Annotated in this window: 16 protein-coding genes; 6 read left to right on the forward strand and 10 right to left on the reverse strand. The window is 50.1% G+C overall.

Annotation, left to right across the window (positions count from 1 at the left end; all coding sequences use genetic code 11):
- The 3 genes from RT018_RS01630 to RT018_RS01640 form a co-directional block, all read left to right on the forward strand.
- Positions 1-487 (forward strand): amidohydrolase family protein (locus RT018_RS01630; protein WP_312938803.1); only part of this gene is annotated, 487 nt, incomplete at its 5' end.
- A gap of 18 nt (positions 488-505) precedes the next feature.
- Positions 506-2269 carry an adenine deaminase C-terminal domain-containing protein gene (locus RT018_RS01635; RefSeq protein WP_312938804.1) on the forward strand — a complete coding sequence of 588 codons (1764 nt, stop codon included), beginning with the start codon at positions 506-508 and terminating at the stop codon, positions 2267-2269.
- A 405-nt stretch (positions 2270-2674) separates the two neighbouring features.
- A complete protein-coding gene (locus RT018_RS01640; protein ID WP_312938805.1) occupies positions 2675-3568 on the forward strand; it encodes a LysR family transcriptional regulator in 894 nt (297 codons plus the stop codon).
- Positions 3569-3777: 209 nt separating this feature from the next.
- Here RT018_RS01640 and RT018_RS01645 read toward each other — a convergent pair whose 3' ends face one another.
- The 8 genes from RT018_RS01645 to iorA all read right to left on the reverse strand — a co-directional run bounded on the left by RT018_RS01645 (position 3778) and on the right by iorA (position 15606).
- Positions 3778-5289 carry an FAD-dependent oxidoreductase gene (locus RT018_RS01645; RefSeq protein ID WP_312938807.1) on the reverse strand — a complete coding sequence of 504 codons (1512 nt, stop codon included), beginning with the start codon at positions 5287-5289 and terminating at the stop codon, positions 3778-3780.
- 21 nt (positions 5290-5310) lie between these two features.
- Positions 5311-6804 carry a hypothetical protein gene (locus RT018_RS01650; RefSeq protein ID WP_312938808.1) on the reverse strand — a complete coding sequence of 498 codons (1494 nt, stop codon included), beginning with the start codon at positions 6802-6804 and terminating at the stop codon, positions 5311-5313.
- A gap of 399 nt (positions 6805-7203) precedes the next feature.
- Positions 7204-8502 carry a methyl-accepting chemotaxis protein gene (locus tag RT018_RS01655; RefSeq protein ID WP_312938809.1) on the reverse strand — a complete coding sequence of 433 codons (1299 nt, stop codon included), beginning with the start codon at positions 8500-8502 and terminating at the stop codon, positions 7204-7206.
- A gap of 515 nt (positions 8503-9017) precedes the next feature.
- Complete coding sequence (locus RT018_RS01660; protein ID WP_312938810.1) at positions 9018-11018, reverse strand: FAD-dependent oxidoreductase; 2001 nt, start codon at positions 11016-11018, stop codon at positions 9018-9020.
- Positions 11019-11191: 173 nt separating this feature from the next.
- Positions 11192-12274 (reverse strand): butyrate kinase, encoded by a 1083-nt coding sequence (gene buk / locus RT018_RS01665; RefSeq protein ID WP_312938811.1) that lies wholly within the window; start codon positions 12272-12274, stop codon positions 11192-11194.
- Positions 12275-12283: 9 nt separating this feature from the next.
- On the reverse strand, positions 12284-13192 hold the full coding sequence (locus RT018_RS01670) for a phosphate acyltransferase (protein ID WP_312938812.1): 909 nt from the start codon (positions 13190-13192) through the stop codon (positions 12284-12286).
- Between the two features lie 76 nt (positions 13193-13268).
- Positions 13269-13847, reverse strand: coding sequence for an indolepyruvate oxidoreductase subunit beta (locus RT018_RS01675; protein WP_312938813.1), 579 nt, complete (start codon positions 13845-13847; stop codon positions 13269-13271).
- Position 13848: 1 nt separating this feature from the next.
- On the reverse strand, positions 13849-15606 hold the full coding sequence (gene iorA / locus RT018_RS01680; RefSeq protein WP_312938814.1) for an indolepyruvate ferredoxin oxidoreductase subunit alpha: 1758 nt from the start codon (positions 15604-15606) through the stop codon (positions 13849-13851).
- A 242-nt stretch (positions 15607-15848) separates the two neighbouring features.
- Between iorA and RT018_RS01685 the strand changes: the two genes are divergently transcribed.
- Together RT018_RS01685 and RT018_RS01690 are read left to right on the forward strand one after the other, a co-directional pair.
- Positions 15849-16505 (forward strand): GntR family transcriptional regulator, encoded by a 657-nt coding sequence (locus tag RT018_RS01685; RefSeq protein WP_312938815.1) that lies wholly within the window; start codon positions 15849-15851, stop codon positions 16503-16505.
- A 324-nt stretch (positions 16506-16829) separates the two neighbouring features.
- Positions 16830-18767, forward strand: coding sequence for a methyl-accepting chemotaxis protein (locus tag RT018_RS01690; RefSeq protein WP_312938816.1), 1938 nt, complete (start codon positions 16830-16832; stop codon positions 18765-18767).
- Positions 18768-18871: 104 nt separating this feature from the next.
- Here RT018_RS01690 and RT018_RS01695 read toward each other — a convergent pair whose 3' ends face one another.
- Positions 18872-20044, reverse strand: a complete 1173-nt coding sequence (locus tag RT018_RS01695) for a hypothetical protein (protein ID WP_312938817.1) — start codon at positions 20042-20044, stop codon at positions 18872-18874.
- A 264-nt stretch (positions 20045-20308) separates the two neighbouring features.
- Here RT018_RS01695 and RT018_RS01700 point away from each other — a divergent pair, with 264 nt between their 5' ends.
- Complete coding sequence (locus tag RT018_RS01700) at positions 20309-21649, forward strand: aminotransferase class III-fold pyridoxal phosphate-dependent enzyme (RefSeq protein ID WP_312938818.1); 1341 nt, start codon at positions 20309-20311, stop codon at positions 21647-21649.
- Positions 21650-21995: 346 nt separating this feature from the next.
- On the opposite strand, the gene RT018_RS01705 is transcribed toward RT018_RS01700, so the two are convergent.
- Positions 21996-22609, reverse strand: a 614-nt coding sequence (locus tag RT018_RS01705) for an HD domain-containing phosphohydrolase (RefSeq protein ID WP_312938819.1), incomplete at its 5' end; no start/stop codon positions are given.

The following is a 22609-nucleotide window of genomic DNA, read 5'->3' on the forward strand; positions in this document are numbered from 1 at the left end:
CATCTGTCTGTCCATCGGCACCGATGGAGCCTCCTCATCCAACCACATGGACATGGTGGATGAAATGTGGCTGACCTCCCTGATCCACAAGGGCTGGCGGCTGGACCCCACAGTGGTTCCCAGCCAAGACATTTTACGGATGGCCACGCGGTGGGGCGCCCGGGCGCTGCTGGACGACAAGCTATACGGCTCTTTGGAGCCGGGGAAAAAGGCAGACCTGATTGTCATTGACCCGCAGGGGCCGTCCATGATGCCCATCAATGATAAAATTGCCGCGCTGGTCACGGCCATGCATTCGGAGAACATCACCTGCTCCATGTGCGACGGCAAATGGCTGATGAAAGACCGCAAAATCCTCACGCTGGACGAGGACGCAATTCTGGCGGAGGGCGCAGCCCGTGCCGCCGCCATCTATAAGCGGGCCGGCATCGAGCTTCCCGCAAGATTCCCGGTGGTCCCGGTCAGCAGGGAAACGAAGCTATTTTAAGAAAGCGGGGTTGGAAACATGGATCAAAAGCTGTTGGCAGTGGCAGGCGGGAAAGAGCCTGCGGATCTGGTTGTAACGAACGGCAAAATCGTAAACGTTTTTTCGGGAGAAATCTATGAAGGCGGCGTTGCGGTGGTGGGAGACAAAATTGCCGCCGTGGGCGATGTGGCGTACACGATCGGCGAGGAAACAAAACTCCTCGACGCGCAGGGCAAATATCTCACCCCCGGCTTTATTGATGGACATATTCATCCAGAAAGCTCCAACCTATCCATCCGCTCCTTTGCCGAGGCGGTGCTAAAGCACGGCACCACGGTCATCATGACCGACCTGCACGAAATTGGCGTGGTAGGAGGGCTGGAAGCCATCGAAGCGGTGCTGGAGGAAGCAGAAGCCACCGATTTAAAGCTTTATTTCATGGTTCCCTCTCATGTTCCCTTTTCCCCTAATCTGGAAACCTCTGGCGGACGCTTTGACACGGAGATTATCAAGCGCGCGCTGGAGCGGCCGGACGCGGTGGGGCTGTCCGAGTGCGTGGGCATGTATCTGGCGGCGGGATTTCCGGAGCTGATGGCCTCCTGTGACGCGGCGCTTGCCAAGGGAACATCGCTTCAGGGCCATCTCCCCGACGCAGACGCCGCCACCCTCAACACCTGCATCGCCGCCGGCGTATCCACGGACCACGAGTCCCTTAGCGGTAAGGACGTGGTGGCCCGTTTGCGGGCGGGCTGCTCCGTGATGCTGCGAGAGGGTTCCTCCGCCCGCAGCCTGACGCAATTACTGGAGCCGGTCCTGAATGCACATCTGGACACCTCCAACCTCTCCATCGTCACCGATGACCTGCACACCATCGATCTTGCCACAACAGGGCATCTGGACGAATCGGTACGCACCGCGCTGAAAGCAGGCGTGGACTTCCTGACCGCCATCCAGATGGTCACCATCAACGCGGCCCGGGCCTTCCAGCTTGATCGTTTTGTGGGCTGTCTTGCCCCGGGGCGCCGGGCGGACATCAATCTGACCACCGGGCCGGAGGACTTCCGGGTGGAATCCGTTATTGCGGGAGGCCGCGTTGTCACACAAGATGGCAAATCGGTGGTCCAGTATCCTGCGGCGGAGCACAATCCGATTCTCTTGAACACAGTCCATCTTAAAAAAGCCGTGGAAGCTGCTGATTTTCAATTCCGCGTATCCGCATCTGCCAAGGCCGCCAAGGTCAAGGTGATGGATACGCTTCCGTGGATTCCGATTACCGAGCCAAGGGATGCGATGCTGAACGTCGTGGACGGCGTGGTGCAGTGCGATCTGGACCAAGACGTGCTTTATATTGCCCAAGTGGAGCGGCACGGCAAAACAGGCGGTATTGGCAAGGCGTTTATGGGCGGGTTCAAGCTGAAAAAGGGTGCGATTGCCTCCTCCATGGGTCACGACAACCACAACATCATCGTAATGGGTACCAACCACACCGACATGGCCGCTGCCGTCAATCGAGTGGCAGCGCTTCAAGGCGGGCAGGTGTTTGTGGTGGACGGAGAGGTCCTTTATGAAATTCCCTTCCCGGTGTGCGGACTTCAGTCAGACTTGTCGGCAGAGGAGCTGGCGGAGGAAAAGCGCAAGTTTAATGCAACGCTCCGGGAGTGCGGCTGTGAAATCAACTATACCTGTATGTTCCTTTCCTTCATCTGTCTGGCGGCGATTCCCCTCTATGCCATCACCGACAAGGGTTTTATCGACGTCTTGCAGCAGAAGGTTATCGACCCGATTCTGGAAGTTTTGGAATAACCATGGCCTGAAGAGACCACGTTTCGTAAAAGTCGGTGTTATATTCTGAATAAGAGAGGCGCGCCCGGATGGGCGCGCCTCTTCTATGCTTAGACGATATACTTTAACTTTAATATCTATAGCAGCTTTACCCTCGCAAAATGAAGCTACCCATCAACAGGCATCCAGGATAACTGCAGCCACAGCCATGTTGGCAAATACGCACTGTGATGATTTTCTCTGCCGCTTAACCCCTTCTCTTAAACAGCATATCAAAAGAACAAGGATAAAGTTTCCACATATTGCCTTAGTTTTATTGACATTTTGTCGAAGTATGATATTATATATTATAAAATATAATATATAATATTTGCAACGGTAGCTCGATCCAAATACTGCTTATGCTGGAAGGAGATCGGCTCGGCTATGACGCTAAAGCAAATTGAATATTTTCAGATGGTTATCGCAAAAGGAAATATTTCTGCTGCGGCAGACGAACTTTTTATCTCTCGTTCTGTCATTTCCAGAGTGCTTGCAGAGCTAGAAGAAGAATTTCAGGCGAATTTGTTTATTCGCTCTAAAAATGGCGTTGTTTTAACAGAGAGCGGAGAAACAATTGCTTGTTTATTTAAGGAAGTCTCTTCTTGTTATAAAGCTACGAAGCGGCGAATCTGTCAAATATCTAGTGGCGAAAAACCATCCGCTTTTCATCTTGGAATAACTCCTACAAATTCATATCATCTGTATTCTCTTTACTTTGATGATTTTCGTCGGTGCTTTCCAGGAATCAATCTCTATGTGAATGAGTATGGTGCAAATGATGCGTGGAAGCTTCTGATGGATGGAACGGTGGATGCTTTTTTTACGCCAGCAAGAATTATGGATCATAATATATTTGGAAGCATAGACCTCTATCAAACACAAATTATGATGGGAGTTCCTTCTGGTTGCAGAATTGCTGAAAAAAAATCTTTGGGCATCTCTGATATTTTGACCCTGCCTTTGGGTTACTTAAACGCGCCCATGCCAGTAGAAGAAATTTTGAACGCATGCTTTCAAACGTTTGGAGAAACTCCAAATGTCGTTTTGCGTACCTCGGATCAAAAGCTGCTTCATGCTCTGAACTCAAGCGGGATTATTTATACGATTCTTCCCAGCGACATATTAGAGACGTGGACAGATGTACAGAGAATCCCGTTGGATTTCTTTCCAAAAAGTATGCACCGTCTTGTTTGGAATAAGGCTTTGGCTCATGACGGGGATTTTCATTCTTTACTGAGTTTTATGAAAGAGCGATCGATTTCTCCTCCCCATTTATGATAATTTGCAAGTATAAGAGATCTGCCGGAATGCATATTCCGGCAGATCTCTTTCGTGTCAGTGTTCACAACGGCCACATCCGTCGCATATCCCAGATTCAAGCTTACAACTTGGAATATCTAAAAGCTTCGCAAAAAACTCTTGAGGTAAATTTGCCGTGTTACGATTTTCTTCGGTAGAGTTGCCTTCCAGACTTTCGTTCGTCTGGTTTACCATTTTTGAAAATCCAGATTTAGTTCGCCTGTTTTTTCCACTTGCTCTTTTGCAAGACGGGCCTTGTCTGTATAAAGTCCATATTGATGCTCTTCAACACATTCCCGGTAAGAGGGATCTTTCGCTTCAAACTTCGCATTACGCGGCAGAGGAACATCCTGATCCACCAAAATATCCTGAACTTTCCGAATATTCACAGTGTGCGCAGTCGTTCCCTCCGAGACGGCGACAGCAGCAGCTACACCGGCCGCCTGACCCATGCCCACGCACTGGGGAATCAAGTTCAGCCAGTCAATTGCGATTCCGTCCGCTGAAAAATGGCGTCCGGGGCACAGCAAATTCTCAACTTTCTGGGGGAGAATCGAGCGATAAGGAATTTCTACCGGTCCACAGTCATTTACCTGACAGATTGTGGAATGCCATGCAACCACATCGTCATGCTGCTTGGCAAACGCAAAATCATTGGTCGTCATGACATACTCTCCGACCAGGCGGCGGCTGCAGCGGGTTCCAAGCTGCGGAGCGATGTCATACAGGTAAGCGTTGCGGAACGCAATCGGCACGGCTTCCTGCAAATAACTCAGCACATCCCGCATTGTGTTTCGCGTATTCATTTCTGTTTCCGTCTGGTCTTTAACGCAGGTACAGTCCCGGTTGGGATGCCAGTTATTCACCCAGCACATGTCATTCTGATTGCCGGCAAGCGGCAGGCACCGAAATCCGGCCACTTTTTGCAAGCCCTCACGCAGAGCTGCCATCTCATTCGGGTGAAGCTGCTGCCACTCATAATACGCATCCCAGTTGATTCCGCCAATTCTCCAAACCAGGGCAGTCGTGTTTGCGCGGGTTACCTTGTCCGCCATGCTTTCAAAGGGTGCATCTGTCTGGGAATAAAGGTCCCCGTCGCCTGTGGCGTCAATCACCATCTTGGCCAAAATGGCCTTGCGGCCTTCTTTGCTCTCATAGATCACACCCTTAATGGTGTTTCCCTCTATAATTGGCTTTGTCCCCCAGCTATGGCACATCACTTGAATTGCATCTTTATGCTCAAGCAGCATCTTATCCAGTTCAATTTTCAGCTGATTGGGCTCAAAGTATACCGCACGGACCAGGCAGGAGGGTTTGGAGCCGCCATAGCCCCCGCGGCTAACGCAGTCGTGAATTGCCCGCCATGGATGCAACAAGGCAGGGTCTGTGCAGCCGATTTTATCCAACGAGGGTGCTCTCACAGCATCCGGGATTTTTTCCATACGGCTGAACCATTCCTCTTGAAGACCTCTGACAAAAGACTTATTATACCAGGACAGATTGGGGACCATAATGACATAACCACCAGTCACATCACCGCCCATATATCCGTACCGTTCCAAAAGAATAATGTTTTTCGCACCAGCTCTAGCCGCTGCAACGGCAGCAGAATGTCCGGCAGCGCCACCGCCTACCACCAAAATATCACATTCCGCTTGAATCGAGATATTTTGAGACGGCTCTTGATAAATTTTGCTCATAAGAAACTCCTTTATTGCTTCCTAAAATAGATATCCAAAAACGATGCACACCAGACTTGTCGTTACGATAAATAAAATATTCGTTGCAACACCTTTTGTGAAAATGAACTTGTTCGTCATTTCCTCACGTCCCAACAGAATCGGTGCATAGGCAATTGCACCGTTGGTCAAAAATGCGCACAGTCCAGACAGAATCGTTGCAACGCCCAGAATAGAAGCATTTCCTTCATGGTTGATCTGCAACGTACAGGCAAGAGGAATGCAGATTGCGTTGATTGTAAAGCTGACGGGCATTCCGTTTGTGAAGTTGGTGAAAACCGTGGAAATAATAACACAAAGGAGCACCAGTATCGGCCAGCTGGCATTATTAAGAATGGGTCCAAGTATTGTAGAGATTGCGGCCTTAATTCCCAAGTCATCCGAAGCAATGGCGGCACCGCAAATGGTGAAACAGCCCGCCACAGCAACAATCCCCCACATAGTTTTTGATTGAAGCAGCTTCACGCCATCAACAAAAGGCTTGCCTTCTTTGTCCCGCATAAAGCATAGAATTGCATAGAGAGCTACCCAAACCCAGGTGGAACCAATCTTGTTATAGAAGGCATAGACTACGGATTCTTTCGGCAAAACCATACCGATCAGCAAGAAAAGAATTCCGAAAATCATAAATCCAAGTAAGATTTTTTGTTTTCCGCTCAATTTTGTATCCGTCACGTCCATGCTCATCTTGTTTACATCAAAATTCTTCAGGGGTGTCAAATCGGTTTTCCAGACAAATTTCATGAAAAGCGCATAGGCCAGAACAAGAATGACAACAGACAGTGTGGCGGTAACCAAGTATGCGACATTATCGAAGTGAAGACCGCTGGCCTCCATAATTCCGCTGATAATTGCAATAGATGAAAGATGTACACCCTTAAACGGAAGAATATAGGCACCCATGGCCGCAATATAAATACCGAGCAGCAATTCGCGTTTTAGATCACTGTCCTTTTTTACATTGCACATTTCGCAGATACCATCCAAAATGGGGTACCACAACAGCAGCATGGTGGTTGGGCTGCTGACCAACGCAGCGCAGACCAACACCGTCATAAACAGAGAAATGATAAAACGCATTGGGTGGCCCTGCAATGCCTTAATTCCCAACATTTTTCTGCTAATCACATGAACCGCGCCGGATTCCGTGACAGCTCCGGTCAAGGCCATTACCCAGATAATTTGCTGAATCACGGAGTTTCCAAACCAAGCTTTTAGAAGCTCGCCTGCCGGCATATAATCGCAGATAACCATGGCGAACAGGCCCAGAACCGCAGGCCAGAACGTTTCATTTGTTGCAATTGTGGAAATTAAAACGCCAAAGAAGATGCCGAGGATGCTGATTCCCACCGGAGTGATTCCTGCAAAAGGTGGTACAATTGCGCCGAAGAAGAACATCAAGAAAATGGAGATAAGCGACCATATGTAGTATTTTGTATTTCTGTGAGTGATGGTTGCAACAGTAGAACTGGTCATATTTTTATCCTCCCAAGATTCAATATTTTGCCGTTCCAAAATGATTCCTGTTGCGTGAATTGGACGTTAGCTATGCATCTCTGCCTTTCTCTTTCGTATTTGTTGCTTCCGTACGGACTATACTTCTACTATACCGAGCTTTTTGTATCTCGTAAAGAATCGGATATGGTCATGATGTGACATTTACGCTACTTGTTTGCCATAAAATTACCTAAAATTTTATAAAAATCATACAAAGTATACAAGGGCATAGGAATATGTGTGAATTGCTTAATAGCAACGATGTAAAAATAAATGTGTAGCAGTCTCTATGTACGGGGATCCGTAGAGAACATGCTACACATTTTTGATCTATGGCGAGACTCATCTGAGCTTAAGCTATTGATATCGGTGAGTAATTTACAGTTTAAACGCACCAACACTTTCCTTTAAGCAGGCGGCCTGTCCGGACAACTCTTCGCTGGCTGCCGCACTCTCCTCGGAGACCGCCGCGTTATTCTGCGCTACTTGCGAAATGTTTAAAATCTCGTTGTTGACTTGTTCAACCGCAGTTGCCTGTAAGTCAGATGCCGATGCTATTGACGCAATAAAGCCCGTAACATGCACAACCCCTGAGGCTATTTTGTCCAAGGAGGCGGCTGTTTCTTTCGCGGTCTTAATTCCTTGTTGCACTTTTTGAATGGACTTTTCGATCAGCTCTGTCGTTTCTTTCGCTGCTCTGGAGGATTTTCCGGCAAGATTTTTTACTTCTTCTGCGACAACAGCAAACCCCTTACCGCTTTGGCCTGCACGGGCGGCTTCCACCGCTGCATTCAACGCCAGAATATTCGTCTGAAACGCAATGTCTTCGATTACTTTAATAATTTCACCAATGCTGTCCGAGGATTGACTAATATCGTCCATCGCCTTTAGCATGTTTGCCATTTGCGTGTTTCCAAGTTCCGCATCACTTTTTATAGTCTGGGTAAGTCCGTTTGCCGCCTGTGCATTTTGCGCGTTTTCAACGGATTGTGTGGTGATTCCTTCTAATGTGGACATCAGTTTTTCAATAGACTCCGCCTGCCGAGACGATCCCTGCGAAAGCGAGGTACTAGTATTAGCAACAAGCTTTGCGCCAGAGTCCACTTGATCCGCAGCTGAAACAATGGACGTGACAAGCGTGTGAAATTTTTCCACCAATTCAGAAAGAGCTTTCCCCAGCACATCGTCGTCTGAATTGACGGTGATTTCAGTCGTCAGATCTCCATTTGCAATTGCCCGTGTTCCTTTTGCTTGCTTAATCATATTTACGGCAATTTTACTGTTTGAAGCTGCAAGTAATCCGATTTCGTCTTTTCTAAATTTCAGTGTCTTCGCATTTTCATCTAACACTTTTCCCATATTAATGTCGCCCACAGCCAACAACTCACCGGAGGCGACAAACGTATGGATTGGGGGACAGATAATTTTGGAAATGCATTTGTACAAAAAGAAAGAGGCTATGTAGGATATGGCAATTGCAGTAACCACTATCAAAATTGATCCTAAGACGGAGTTGCTTTGGCCTGCGCCAAAAAGCAGGCAGGCAATTCCGATTAGACCAACCGCAGCCCCCAAAGTCGCTGTAATTAAATGACTGATGAATAACTTTTTTGAAATAGACTGGTCTTCCAACCATTTTACAATATGCCGTTTGTCGGCTCGTACACCTTGTCTCACGGATATATTCAACTCTTTCCTTTTTTATGTATTGATTCATCGAACAGATATGGAATCTCAGAATATCAATATCTTCTTGTTTTTCTAACTTTTCAGCTTTACAAGGGAAAGAACGTGATCTGATTCGGTTTCCAGTGTGCTTATACGGTATGGAATTACTCTTTACTTTAGAGGGTGCAAAGGGTGGTTGTAAAGAAGCAAATTCGCACAGCACGTGCCATTTTTGCGACACATATGGCATTAAAATGCATTACATACCATCGTCTGGGCTCGTACATATTTGCACGCAGCCATTAAAAGATCTTCAAAAAAGATTCTGGTACCACAAAAAAAGAGTATTTCAGGCATCGCATTTTAAAAAATTGGTCAAAAATTTTGAACCTTTTTAATGTGGCCAAATCGACGGGCGTTTAAATTATAGAAAATCGCTCCGTAGTCTGTCCGGAGCGATTTTCTAATTTATTTATAAAAAATTTGCGTGCATTTTTCTCTTACAGTAGGATTTAGCTATCCAATCAAATGTGATTTGCAACTTCAAAGGCATCCCAAATAGCACTGTGAATATTATGAAATTCCTTACAATCTCCGATTGCGTAGACTTCATCTGCATCCTGCATCTCATCCAGCAGTTTTTGGTCTGCATCGAATCCGACCGCCAAAATAATCGTATCGGCTGCGAGTTCTTCCTCAGCTTGCGTATCGAGATTTTTCACCAACAGGCCGTTCTCCGTGGTTTTAACAGCAGATGTGCGGCACATCACGTTTGTCCCAAAGAACGGCACCAGCCGTTTAAGCATTTCGCTGTTTGCAGAGCAGAGCGGGCCATTCACTGCAAGTAGTTTATCGAGGGATTCCACAAGCGTGACCTGCTTATTTAAGTCCTTTGTAAGCCACAAGGCAAGTTCGCAGCCGACCATGCCGCCCCCAATTACAATTGCCCGCTCACCCACATTCGCGCCGCCACTGGCCAACGCTTCCTTGGCGGTGAGGATCTTTTGATGATTTCCCAGTGCAATCCGCTTTTCTGTGGCACCGGTGGCAATCAACAAAATATCATAATTCATTTTTTCAAGCTCTTCACGGCTCAACGCAGTCTCAAAATGAATTTCAACGTTTAACTTCTTGAGCGTGTGCTCATACCAGCGGATCAGGGCCCGGTCGTCCTCTTTAAAAGAGGGGACACCGGCTTCATTGAATGCACCGCCAAGTTTTGCGGTTTTTTCAAAGAGGATTGGCTTATGCCCGCGAATGGCGAGGACTCTTGCTGCTTCGCAACCGGCAATGCCACCGCCAACAATTACGACTGTCTTTGCCTGCAACACGGGATTGTACGCAAAGAACCGCTCTCTTGCACACTGGGGATTTACCGCACAGTTAATCATGGAATATTCCTGAATACGGCCCATGCAGCCTTCCTGGCACGAAATGCAGGGACGAATATCCGCATGTTTTCCTGCGCGGATTTTATTAGGAAGATCCGGGTCGGCCAGCAGCGGGCGTCCCAGCGAGATCATGTCACAGGTTCCATCCTCAATACACTGCGCCGCCATATCAGGATCATCCATGCGTCCGGCACACAAAACGGGAACATCCACAATTTCTTTGACAATCTTTGCGTATGGACGATATAAGCCCTTTTCCTGATACATCGGGGGATGATTCCACCACCAAGAATCATATGTGCCAACGTCCACATCCAAAGCATCGTATCCATACTGGACCAATAACTTTGCGGCAACTTTTCCTTCTTCGATGTCGCGGCCCTTTTCTTCAAATTCCTCACCGGGAAGCGCGCCTTTCCGCCAGTCTTTAATCATACTTTTCAAACTGTAGCGGAGAATTACGGGGAAATCGCTGCCGCAACGGGATTTAATCTCTTCTACAACTTCTTTGGCAAAGCGAAGACGATTTTCAAGATTGCCGCCATACTCATCTGTTCGCAAGTTAAACATGGAAATTGCAAATTGGTCCATCAAGTAGCCTTCGTGCACGGCATGGATTTCCACCCCGTCAAAGCCCCCGCGTTTTGCATGATAGGCTCCATCGCCAAAGGACTTTACAATTGAATGAATTTCATCAATAGTAAGTGGCCGGCATGTCTTATCAAGCCAGCGATGAGGAATCGGCGAGGGAGCCACCGGATTAAATTCCCCCAAATTGGTTGGAATTGTCACCCGCCCAAAACCACCGGACATCTGAAGGAAAATCTTTGAACCGTATGCATGAACGCGCTCGGTCATCTCCTTCGAGGTTCGCGTGAAATGCACCGGGTTATAGGTGGAATTTGGACAGTTGGGCATGGATTGATGCTCAACCTTGCAATCAGAAAAGGTTACTCCGGTGATGATCAGTCCAACTCCGCCTTGTGCACGTCTAGTATAGTAATCAATGCCACGCTGATTCCAGCCTCCTTCTGAGTCGCTCAAGCCCAATGGTCCCATAGGGGCCATTGCAAAACGGTTCTTAATTTCAATCTTGCCCAATTTGATTGGTGTGAACAGAGTCTTGTAATTCATATTAAAGTCCTTTCACAAATAAATTTGGGTATGTTCATTTCTTACTTTTGCGCAGCTAAACGGGGATCAACTGAACTTTGAAAAAATTTTCGGTTAAGAATCTCATTGCTATTATTGGCTTGTTAGAACGCGGTTACTCTCAAGATACATGGAAGCATTGGCAATCTATCTTTTTATAACTGTGAATTGCTTGTCCGGTGGAAGGTCTTGGCCCTCTCCTCCCCACGCAAGACCCGCAGACCACCCAGCGCCAAAGCGCTCATCTCATCCTCGCCCGGATAGACCACCACAGGAGCCAAAAAGGACACATACTGGGAGATTCCCTCTGTGACGTATTTGGAATTTGCAATTCCACCGGTCAGCAAAATTGCGTCCAGCTTTCCGCTGACGCCGGGCGCCAGCTTGCCAATGTTCTTGGAAATATTTAGAATCATCGCATCATAGACCAGCTTGGCGTGCTCGTCGCCTTTTGCAATAAGCTGCTCCACCTGGCGGCTGTCGGTGGTTCCCAGATGTGCCATCAAACCGCCGCGGCTTTTAACCGTTTTCATCATGTCCTTATAAGTGGCGCCGTCTTGAAAGCAGGCCCGCACAACATCAAACAGGGGCAGGCCCCCGCTGCGTTCGGGTGAGAAAGGGCCTTCCTCGTCGTTGATAAAATCCTCAATGCGCCCGCCCCGATGAAGGTTGACGGAAATGCCACCTCCCAGATGCGCCACGATTACGGTGATATCCTTGTATGCCCGGCCCGTCTCCTGTGCAAAGTGCAGGGCAGCGGCCCGGGTGTTCAGGTTGTGGCCCATGCCCTTGCGTTCCATAGCGGGCAGACCGGTGATTCGGTTGATCGGCGTCAGCTCGTCCACAGTAACCCCATCATAAATATAGGCCGGAATCCCCATTGTATTTGCGATATCAAACGCAATCATTGCTCCCACGTTGGAAGCATGCTCATTGCGGGGATGGTTTTTCAGCTGCCAGACCATGTCTTCATTGACGGTATAGCCGCCCGCCTCGATGGGGGGCAGCAAGCCGCCACGGGAGACAATGGCCGTGAGGGAATTCAAGGGGATTTCATGCTGCTTCAGGTGCTCCAACACCAGGTCGCGGCGGAAGCCATACTGGTCGGCCACGCAGTCGAAGGGAGCAAGTTCTTCGGGGGAATGGAGGATGCTCTCCGTAAATACGGGAGTTTCCCCGTCAAAAACCGCCAGCTTGGTAGATGTGGAACCGGGGTTCAAAATCAGCAGACGTTCCATAATTCCTCCTTACTGTTGTGCTGCCAGGGCGCTGATGACAATTGAGAGATATTTTTCCTTCGCGGTCGCCCCGCGGCTGGTCATGACAATGGGGCACCTTGCGCCCACGATGAAACCGGCCATGGTTGCTCCACAGGTCACCGCCAGCATCTTGCCCATGATGTTTCCGGCGTGAATATTGGGCGCCAGAAGAATGTCGCAGTCCCCGGCGCAAGGACTTTTAAAGCCCTTATGTTCGGCGATTTCCTTGGATACGGCACAGTCATAGGAAATGGGGCCTTCCACCGTGCATCCGGTGATTTCACCGCGCAGGTTCATCTGCTTAAGCGTGTCTGCGTCCACCGTTTCCGGCATTTTGGGGTTGAGTTTTTCCACACAGGTGACCACGCCCACCTTGGGGCAGTCATAGCCCATGTCCCGCATAGTGTTAACCGTGTTTTCAAGGATGCACTTTTTCTGCTCCAGCGTGGGGTAGGTCACCATCCCGCCGTCCACAGGGACCAACAACTTATGATAGGATGGCACTTCAAAAATGGTAAAGTGAGACATGACGCCCCCCTTGCCAAGACCATGGTCCTTGTCCACCACGGCTTTGAGCAGCACAGAGGTGTCCAACAGGCCCTTCATCAGAAAGTGTGCCGTACCGTTGCGTACCAACTCCACCGCCTTGTGGGCAGCCTGAATTGGGTCCGCTACATCATAAATGTCCTCTGCGGGGACGCTCTGCCCCAACGCGGAGAGGATTGAATTAATCGCCGCCTTGTCCCCCACCAGTATGGGAATGGCAATGCCCTCTTCACGGGCCTTGAGTGCGGCTTGGATTGTATGCTCGTCACCTGCGGCGGCCACGGCCATACGGGCTATATGGGGCTTGCCTTTTGCGGCGAGAATCAGTTCCTGAAAGGTACTGTATACCATAACTCCTCCTGTATTAAGAAAAAAGCGGCAGAAGCAGGGCGTTTCCCTCCCCTGCCGCTTTTGCAAACATTCTCTTTTAGGAAACGACGGCCATTCCGGCAGCCAACGCTTTTTTATTCAATTCCACAAACTGGGGCTTCATGCATGCGGTCAGCGCCGCATTCCAGTCCAGAGACTCCAATCCCATCCGTTTGATTAACGCGCCCAACAGCACTACGTTCATACTTTTGGAATTACCCAGCTCCGAAGCAATTTTAGCCGCGTCCAGCACATAGGTCTTGGCCAGCTTGTGCAATCGCTCGATGGAATCAGCGGGATACGCCTCCTGGCCGGAGAGAGTTGTGGCGGTGGGCATTTGATAATCGTTGACCACCACGCTGCCATCCTTTTTGAGGCTATCCAGATAGCGCAGGCCTTCCATGGACTCAAAGGAGACTACAATGTCGGCGCTGCCCTGGCCGATAATAGGCGAGTATACCGTTTCTCCATAGCGCACCTGTGTCACGACGCTGCCGCCGCGCTGGCTCATACCGTGGATTTCACTCATTTTCACGTCATAGCCTGCGGCCACCAGTGCGGTGGATAGGATTTTGCTGGCCAGAATCGTTCCCTGACCGCCAACACCACAGAGCAGAATGTTCTTTACTTCAGACATCTCACTTCACCTCCCGGGAAATGGCATTTTTGGGGCAGACCTGTGTGCATATGTCACAGCCGACGCATTGATTGCGGTCAATGGTGACCTTTTTGGTCTCGGGGTGATATTCCAGTGCCGGGCAGCCGGTTCTGACGCAAGCTTTGCAGCCGATGCACTTGTTCGGGTCCACCGCATTGACGGCCTTATAGTCGCCAAATTCCTCCTGATCGGCTTGGGACAGCTTTTTCAGCACGCAGGGCCAGCGGGTAATAAGAACAGCCGGCTCGTCAAAGCTCATTCCCCACTCCAGTGCGGATTTCACCTCGTCCAATTTCAGGGGATTGATGGTTTTTGTATGCTTCGCGCCAAGGGCCTTTGCCACATCTTCAATATTTGTGATGTTGGTAGGCACTTGGGACAGCGTGAACCCCGAGCCGGGATTTTGCTGATGGCCAGTCATGCCCGTAATGCGATTATCCAGCACCACTAGCAGGACATTGGAACGGTTGTACACTGCCTCCAACATGGAAGTCATCCCCGAATGGAAGAAGGTGGAGTCGCCCATCATGCCAACGCATCGCTTTCCGGAGCCTTCCATGTTGAATACCTTCTGGGCGCCGTGGGCTACGGAGAATCCACCGCCCATGCAAATAGCAATATCTTTGGGAGCCAATCCGTAGCAGCCGATATCGCTGACAAACACGGTGTTTTTTAATTTGTGCAGCTCAAGGAAAAACCCGCGGTGTGGGCAGCCAGCGCACATGACCGGCGGGCGGTTTGCCACCACGGAGGTATCATACTCGATGGATTCATGTACTTCGCCCAACAAAGCCTTGCGGAGAATGTCTGGATTCAGCTCCCCCTCATTGGGGATTTTGTCCTTCCCGGTGCAAGGGATTCCCGCGGCACGGATTTCGGTTTCCATGATGGGTTCCAGCTCTTCGACGACGATCAGGTGTTCCACTTGATCTGCAAATTCTCGGATCTTTTTGATGGGCAAAGGAAACGTCAGGCCCAGCTTCAAATAAGAGGCGTTGTCCCCGTAGACTTCTCTGGCGTACTGATAGGCGGCACCGGCTGAAACGATTCCCACCTTTTTGCTGCCCCAAGTTACCGTGTTGAGGGGGGTGGTATTGGCGTATTCCTCCAGCTTTCGAAGATTTTTCTCGACTTTAGAGTGCAGTTGCTTGGAAATCGCGGGGATCGGGTTAAACTTATCCTTTTTTTCATAGGGGACAATGGGAACCTCCGTGCGGCCCTCACCCAGCTCCACCACGCTCTTGGAATGACACACGCGAGTGGTCAGCCGCATCATAATGGGCATGTCGAACAACTGAGACAGCTCCAGAGCAACCTTGACAAAGTCCTTGGCTTCTTGGGAATCAGAAGGTTCCAGCATTCCAATCTTGGCGGCACGGGCATAGTACCGATTATCCTGCTCGTCCTGCGAGGAGTGCAGACCCGGATCGTCAGCGCTGATCACCATCAGACCGCCGTTTACCCCGGTATAGGCACTGGTGAATAGGGGGTCCGCCGCTACGTTCAGACCCACGTGCTTCATGGAAGCGATGGCCCGGCCGCCGGCAAAGGCAGCGCCGATTGCCGACTCCAAAGCCACCTTTTCATTAGGCGCCCATTCGGAGTATATTTCTTTGTACTTTACAAGGTTCTCCAGGATTTCGGTACTGGGCGTGCCAGGATAAGCAGACGCGTAATGTACGCCTGCCTCCCATGCGCCACGGGCAATCGCTTCATTGCCGGTCAAAAGACACTTCAATGGAATTCCTCCTACACGCAAAATATAATATATAATATATCTTGCAAGATTTATTTTAGAATAGCACACGCAAAATAAATGTCAAGAATGATTCAATAAATTCTCATATATTTACAAAAAAATCGAAAATTTTTGTAAAATAGAAATTAAAATACTTTTGCTTGCAATCCAACTTCCCATCAAGTAAAATATTTTGCAAGAAGTAAAACGTTATTTGATATCTTAATGAGAAGAGGACAAGTATGCCATCAATTAAAAAAAGCTCTCTGGTTGATCAGGTCTATGACACGTTGCGCGGTGACATTATTTCTTTGCAGCTCCCGCTGGGAAGCAGGCTGAACGTAAACGAACTGCAAAAAGAACTTGGAGTCAGCTGTACCCCCATCCGAGAAGCAATCAACCGCCTGCAGCTTGAGGGACTGGTCACCAACGAGACGAATATAGGAGCGAGCGTATTGGTGCTTGATGCACACGATGTTGAAGAGATTCAGCAGCTGGCCATGACGCTTCACTGTGCGGCCATTCAGTTGGCGATGAGCAAGTGCGAACGCAACGACCTTCTCGCTCCTATGGAAAAACACCTGAAGGATTATCTGCGGGCCAGAAACGTGCAGAGCGAGGTCGCAGCGGTGAATCATCTGGTTGGTGTTTTTTATCACTGCTGCGGGAATCGCCGTCTGGATAAGAGTATGATTTCTCTTCAAGGGCAGCAGTTGCTGCTGCGCTATATCTTTGCCACATGCCGGGAAGACGCAAAAAGCGAAGCGGACTTTGCACCGTTGTTGGCGGCATTGCGCGAAGCGGACGCAGATGCTGTTTGCTCTGTTTTGCAGGATTACACGGACAACTGCACACCGGTTATCCTGAAATATATCCATGAAAAGGGAGGCAGACACTAAACCCCCAGGGCAGCTTCACGGCTGCCCTGGAATTTTTTTATTCCTATTTCGTTTTAGGTAACCGCTAACTCCAAGCCCTATTAATGCGCAGAAAACTGCAATTTTCTGCAAGATTGACTGCTTTTTTTGCTTGCACTTTTTGTCGAAATAGGTTAGCATAAGCTATTGCAGGAGATTCTATAAATATTGGTAGTTTTTTTGCATTAATTTGTTATTCCTGTATTTCTCAGCAAATTGCTATGGTTGCACTTTATTTGTATCAGGAGCGCACGCAAAACAAGCATGCGCCAGCCGCCTATCATCAGACCTGAAAGGAATTGCCCTATGAAATATCTGAAAAACAAGCTGTTGCTTTATATCTCTTTGCTGTTGGCTTTCACCATACTCTCTCTGACCACCATATCTTCAATTCTTTACTACAAAAGCTCCATGGCGCAAGAGGAGGACACCTCTTCCTGGCTGGTGTCTGCATATAGTCAGGGCCTTAATATTGTGTTGGAGTCCTACCGCAATGCCATTCAGGCCGAGGCCGCGCGAGGCGAGCTGACCGATCCCGAGGTTTCCCCGCAGGCACTTCAGCAATACCTGACGCAGGAGGCCAAGCAGAACGGATTTAATTATCTGGCCATTGCCGACGCGCAGGGAAACAACACCCATGGAATTGCATTGGCAGAGCAGCCATTTTTCCAGCAGGCAAAATCGGGACAGACCTATATCTCCAGCCCCACGCTCAACAGCGCACAGGAACTGGTGCTTTATGTCGCGGCCACCATTCCCGGCAGCAGCGACCTTTTATACGGGGAATTTCCCTATACGGTTTTTAGCAATGTGCTGGACCAGATTAAAATTGGCGATAACGGATATGCGTTTGGCATCAATGCCGACGGATATACGGTGCTGCACCCCGACGTGAACAACATCGCAAATCCCGTGAACTATTTTGAACTGGCGGAGAAGGACCCCAGCTATGCGCCTACCGCCGCCATGTTTAAGCGTATGATTTCCGGCGAGAAGGGAATCGGATACAGTTATTACAACGGCGTGCGCCGCATGGTGGGCTTCACCCCCCTTGACGGGCCGGAGGGCTGGTCTATTGCCGTGACAAGACCGCTGACACAGGTGGAACAAAACGCAAAAATCACCTTGGCTTTCTGTGTGGGAACCGGCCTTTTGCTGCTTTTAATCTCCATTGTCTTCACCCGCTTTTTCTCGCGGATGATCACCCGCCCCATTGTTCTTGCCACCCGGCGGCTGGAGCTGCTGGAGCAGGGCGATCTGCAAACCAAAGTGGAACCAGTGAAGGGCAAGGACGAGGGCGCCCGCTTAATGACCGCCATTCAAAACACCATCCACGGTCTTCAGACATACATCGGAGATATTTCAAACATTCTCAACAGCGTTGCGGCAAATGACTTGACCGTCACTAGCAGCGTGGAGTATTCCGGTGACTTTGTATCCATCCAGACTGCGCTTGAAAAAATTGTACAGTCCTTGAACGGCACCTTGGAGCGGATTTCTCAGTCCACTGCGCAGGTTCGCTCCGGCGCAGAGCAGGTGGCTCAGGGCGGGCAAAATCTTGCGGAAAATTCCTCCGAGCAGGCATCTGCCGCGGAACGGGTTGAAAACTCTCTGGAGTTTGTGTCCAAACAAATTCAGGAGACGGCCCACCACTCTCAATCCATGCAAAATATGACCCAGACTGCCTTGCAGGAAACCCAATCAGGCCAGGAAAAAATGCAAAAAATGCTGGACGCCATGCAAAGCATCGACGATTTTACCACGAAGATACAATCCATCATTCACTACATCGACGACATTGCCGCCCAGACAAACATTCTCGCGCTGAACGCCGCCGTGGAGGCCGCCCGCGCGGGCGAGTCCGGAAAGGGCTTTTCCGTGGTCGCGGACGAGGTTCGCCAGCTGGCATCCAAGAGCGCGGAGGCCGCGAAAAACTCCGCCGAGCTGATTGACAGCACGCTGGCTTCCGTGGAAACCGGCAAGCAGACCGCCGAGGGCGCGGCGCTGGCGTTCCAGCGAATTGTGGAACAGACCAGCAGCGTGGGCGCACTGGTAGACGAGGTCACAAAATCCTTGGGTAGCCAGTCCCAAAGCGTTTCCGAGCTGAGCGAAGGGGTTCGGCTGATCTCCAATGCGACGCAGTCCAACTCCGCCACAGCGGAGGAAAGCGCCGCCACCAGCGAAGAACTGCTGGGGCAGATGCAGATGCTGGACGATATGGTGTTGGAATTTAAAACAGTTTAATCGCGCTTCGATTGCATTGCATTATGAAAAGAAAGTCGGACTGACCGTCCGGCTTTCTTTTCGTTTTCCCCAATTCGCTCTAAGAAGGCAAAACGCAATTCTACTTAAAGACCGGGCCGCTTTGACGCATTATGTGAGTATGCAGGCGAACGCCCGGAAAAGGCTTTGGGAAAGCGGCTCCTCCTGCCGTGCCTTAACATTTTGTATACGCCGATGGTCAGCATGGGAACCGCGAAGAAGAACAAGAACCCCCATGTGATAGTTCCATAACCTCGGGCAATCAGGTCCACCAATCCAAAGGTGGAGAAAAAAATCCCCAGCACCACGCAGCCAATGACTACGGCGGGCCGCACCCATACGGAGACAGGCTTGCCAGAGGCGGAAATGGCGTTTTCAATCCGATCATCCATGGCCTTGATAAAGCCAGTTCCGGTTTCAATGAGTGTGCCAAACAGCACGATTTCAAACAGCCAGAACAGCCAGTTCATATCCAACGCCTGAAACACCGCGGTGATGGGCACCTCTGCCCTCATGCAGGCGCCCATCATTGTGCCCATGGTCATAAGCAGCATGCATGCGGGAATAATGCCAATTACACCGGCCAGAAGGCCGGAGAGGACGGCTTCCCTGCGGTTGTGGCACGCGCGGACGGTGTAAAGCAGTATGGGGACAATGCCCAAATTGTAAAACGCATACTTCGCGCCGCCCATCAGCCAGCCGGACCCCGCCGCACTCCGGGCGGCAAACACCTTGGGCAGATTCCCGCCAAACTTTGTAAACACGATGATCATAAAGAGAATATACACTGCGTACAGCACATAGGACCAAAAGGCCAGCACATTTTCAATGGCAGCGGTGCCTTTGATGACCAGCAGAATTATACCAAAGGACAGAATCGCAACGCCAATCCATTTAGAACCGCCCGTCAGGCTGGTGACCATGCTGCCTGCCGTGGCCGTGACCACCCCCAGCACAATTAAAAGCATCACAATGTAGCAAATTTCATATAGAAAGCTGGCTTTGCCCAGTAGCTTGGTCATCATGCTCATATAATCATAGGTTCGGAATGTGCAGGAAAATGCAAAGGTCACCGCGCACAGAACAGACCAGATTCCAAGTGTAACCGCCATTCCCAAAAGACCACCGGCAAGCCCCTTTGACAGGAAATATTCCCGAATTTCCGCGCCGGTTCCGTAGCCTCCGCCAATGACCATAGACTGAAACACGAAGCCGGGAATCAGGATTCTCTGGAGCTTGCTGTGTCTCTTGATTGCCATAGATCGCTCTCCTCCTACTCGTTTTTATTCACAGAGTTCATAAGCTTTAAATTAATCTATATAAAATGTTTGAAATACCTTATTTTTTTACAACTCATCTAGAGAATCCTGCGTAAAAGTTGTAAAAAATGGCGTTGACAGAAAAACGAAGGCCCGATATGATAAAAAGCAATCACTCTTACAGAGGATAAGTTTGGTCTGAAAAAAAGAAAACGCGCGGAACGGACGCGTACCACCGCCACACAAAGGATTGGAGAGGATTTTATGTCCAAACAGTTGGAACACATCCTACAGCGTCAATTTGACTACGTGCCAAAATCGGCCCGGATTTCCTATATTCCCATTTCCTTTGTCCGTGGGAAGGGCGCAAAACTGTACGACTGCGATGGGAACGAGTACATCGACTTTCTCGCCAGCGCTTCCTCCGCCAACATTGGCCACGGGAACCAAGAAATTGCGCAGGCCGTCTACGGGCAGATGACCGAGCTGTCCCAATATATCTCGGCCTATTTCCCCTCCGGCCCGATGATTGATTTGGCGGAAAAGGTTTCCCGCATGACTGGTCGGCCGGATATGATGGTTTCTTTCAGCTGCACCGGCTCGGCGTCCATCGACGGGGCCATCAAATACGCCCGGGGTTACACCGGGCGTCCCAAAATCGTCTCCTTCAGCGAATCTTATCACGGCAGCACCTATGGCGCCATTTCCGTCTCCAAGCTCACCAACAGCATGCGCCGCAAAATCGGTCCGCTGCTTCCGGAATGTGAGACGTTTCACTATCCCACCTGCCTGCGCTGCCAATATCACCAGAAGCCCGCGTCCTGTAAACTGGACTGTTTAGAACAGATTCATTACGCCTTCCGCCACTATCTTCCCGCCGACGAGGTGGCCGCATTTCTGGTGGAGCCCATCGCAGGAGACGCGGGCTTAATTGTCCCCCCGGCAAGATTTTTCCAGGAGCTGGCCGCCCTGTGTCGGGAAAACGGCATTTTGCTGATTTCCGATGAAGTCAATCAGGGCGTTGGCCGCACGGGGCGCATGTTTGCCATGGACAATTTTGGCGTAGAGTGCGATTTGTACGTGCTGGGCAAATCCTTTGGCGGCGGACTGCCTCTGGGTGCGGTGGTGGGCCGCAAAGAGGTGATGGAATCGCTGGAATTCCCGGCGCACGCGTTTACCATGTCCGGTCATGCCTCCTGCTGCACCGCCTCTTTAAAGATGCTGGAAATCATGGAGCGGGAAAACATTTTTGAGGAATCCTATCGAAAGGGCATTTATCTACAGGAGCGTTTTATGAAGATGCAGGAAGAGTTCCCTGTCATCGGCGAGGTGCGGGGCATCGGGCTGAACATGGGTGTGGATCTGGTAACGGATCGGGAAACCATGGCTAAAAACTATCCCGCTGCCGCCAAAATTTCCTATTACTGCATGAAGCACGGCCTGCTGCTGACCTTTGTGGGGCAAAGCACCTTGCGGATACAGCCACCGCTGGTCATCACCTGGGAGGAACTGGACCGGGCCGCGGAAATTATTTATGCCGCGCTGACCGCTTATACCGCAGGAGAACTGAGCGATTCAATTCTCAAAGAGATACAGGACTGGTAACGCAGCTCAATGAATTGAAAACCTGATTCAGGTCGCAGCCCGGCGGGATGCAGTCATGCTGGTGGACGAGGCTTAAAGAGCTTATGCAGGCAAAGTGCTCCGCTATGCACTTTGTTCGCCAATATGACCATTTTTGCGTGTTTCAGCACCTCTTCAAGGACTTTCATCGGGACTCAAAACACGCGCCCTTGAGCCAGAACTTAAGAAAAGGGGACGGTCCCTACTTTTCCGCTCCTGTCCAAGAATCAAAAATTTTACCGTAAAACGTAAGCCCGCCGTCCAATTGGACAGCGGGCTTTGTTTTTTAAGGCAGCGCGGCGCAATTCTCAGCGGTTGCCTTGAGGGTTTATACACAGTCCTGCAAAAAGAGCCGGTCATACCGCTTCTCAGCCTGATCGGCGGCTTCCTCCCGGAGCTGAGAAATCTCCTGATGGTTGGCCAGCAGAAGGGACACTAAATCTTCTGAAATTGCACCGTGGCGCGCCATGTCCCGGAGCAGTATCTCCGTTCTGGCGAAGGACATCCCCTTCCGATAGGGCCGGTCTTCGGTCACGGCGGTGAAAATATCCGCCACCGCCATAATGCGGGACCCCAGCGGCAGGCTGTCAGCCTTCAGATGAAAGGGATACCCGTTTCCGCTGAGCCGTTCGTGGTGATAGGACGCCCACTGGTTAATCGTCTCAAAGCCCCGGATGGGTCGAAGCAGGCGGTAAGTATAAAAGGTATGCCCCCGGATAATATCAAACTCGTCGGGGGATAGCTTGGACCGCTTCTCTAAAATCTCGGCGGGAATCGCAAGCTTTCCCAGATCGTGAAGGTTCCCGGCAATTCGCATCATCTTGCATTCGTTTTCGGAAAAACCCGACAGCTCCGCCAACTTTTCCGCCGTGGCGGCCACGCTGGCAGAATGCCGCGTGGTAAAGGGGCTGCGAAAATCGATGATATGGGCAAATACGTCGG

Source organism: Oscillibacter sp., assembly GCF_032060045.1.
Classification (GTDB): domain Bacteria; phylum Bacillota; class Clostridia; order Oscillospirales; family Oscillospiraceae; genus Oscillibacter.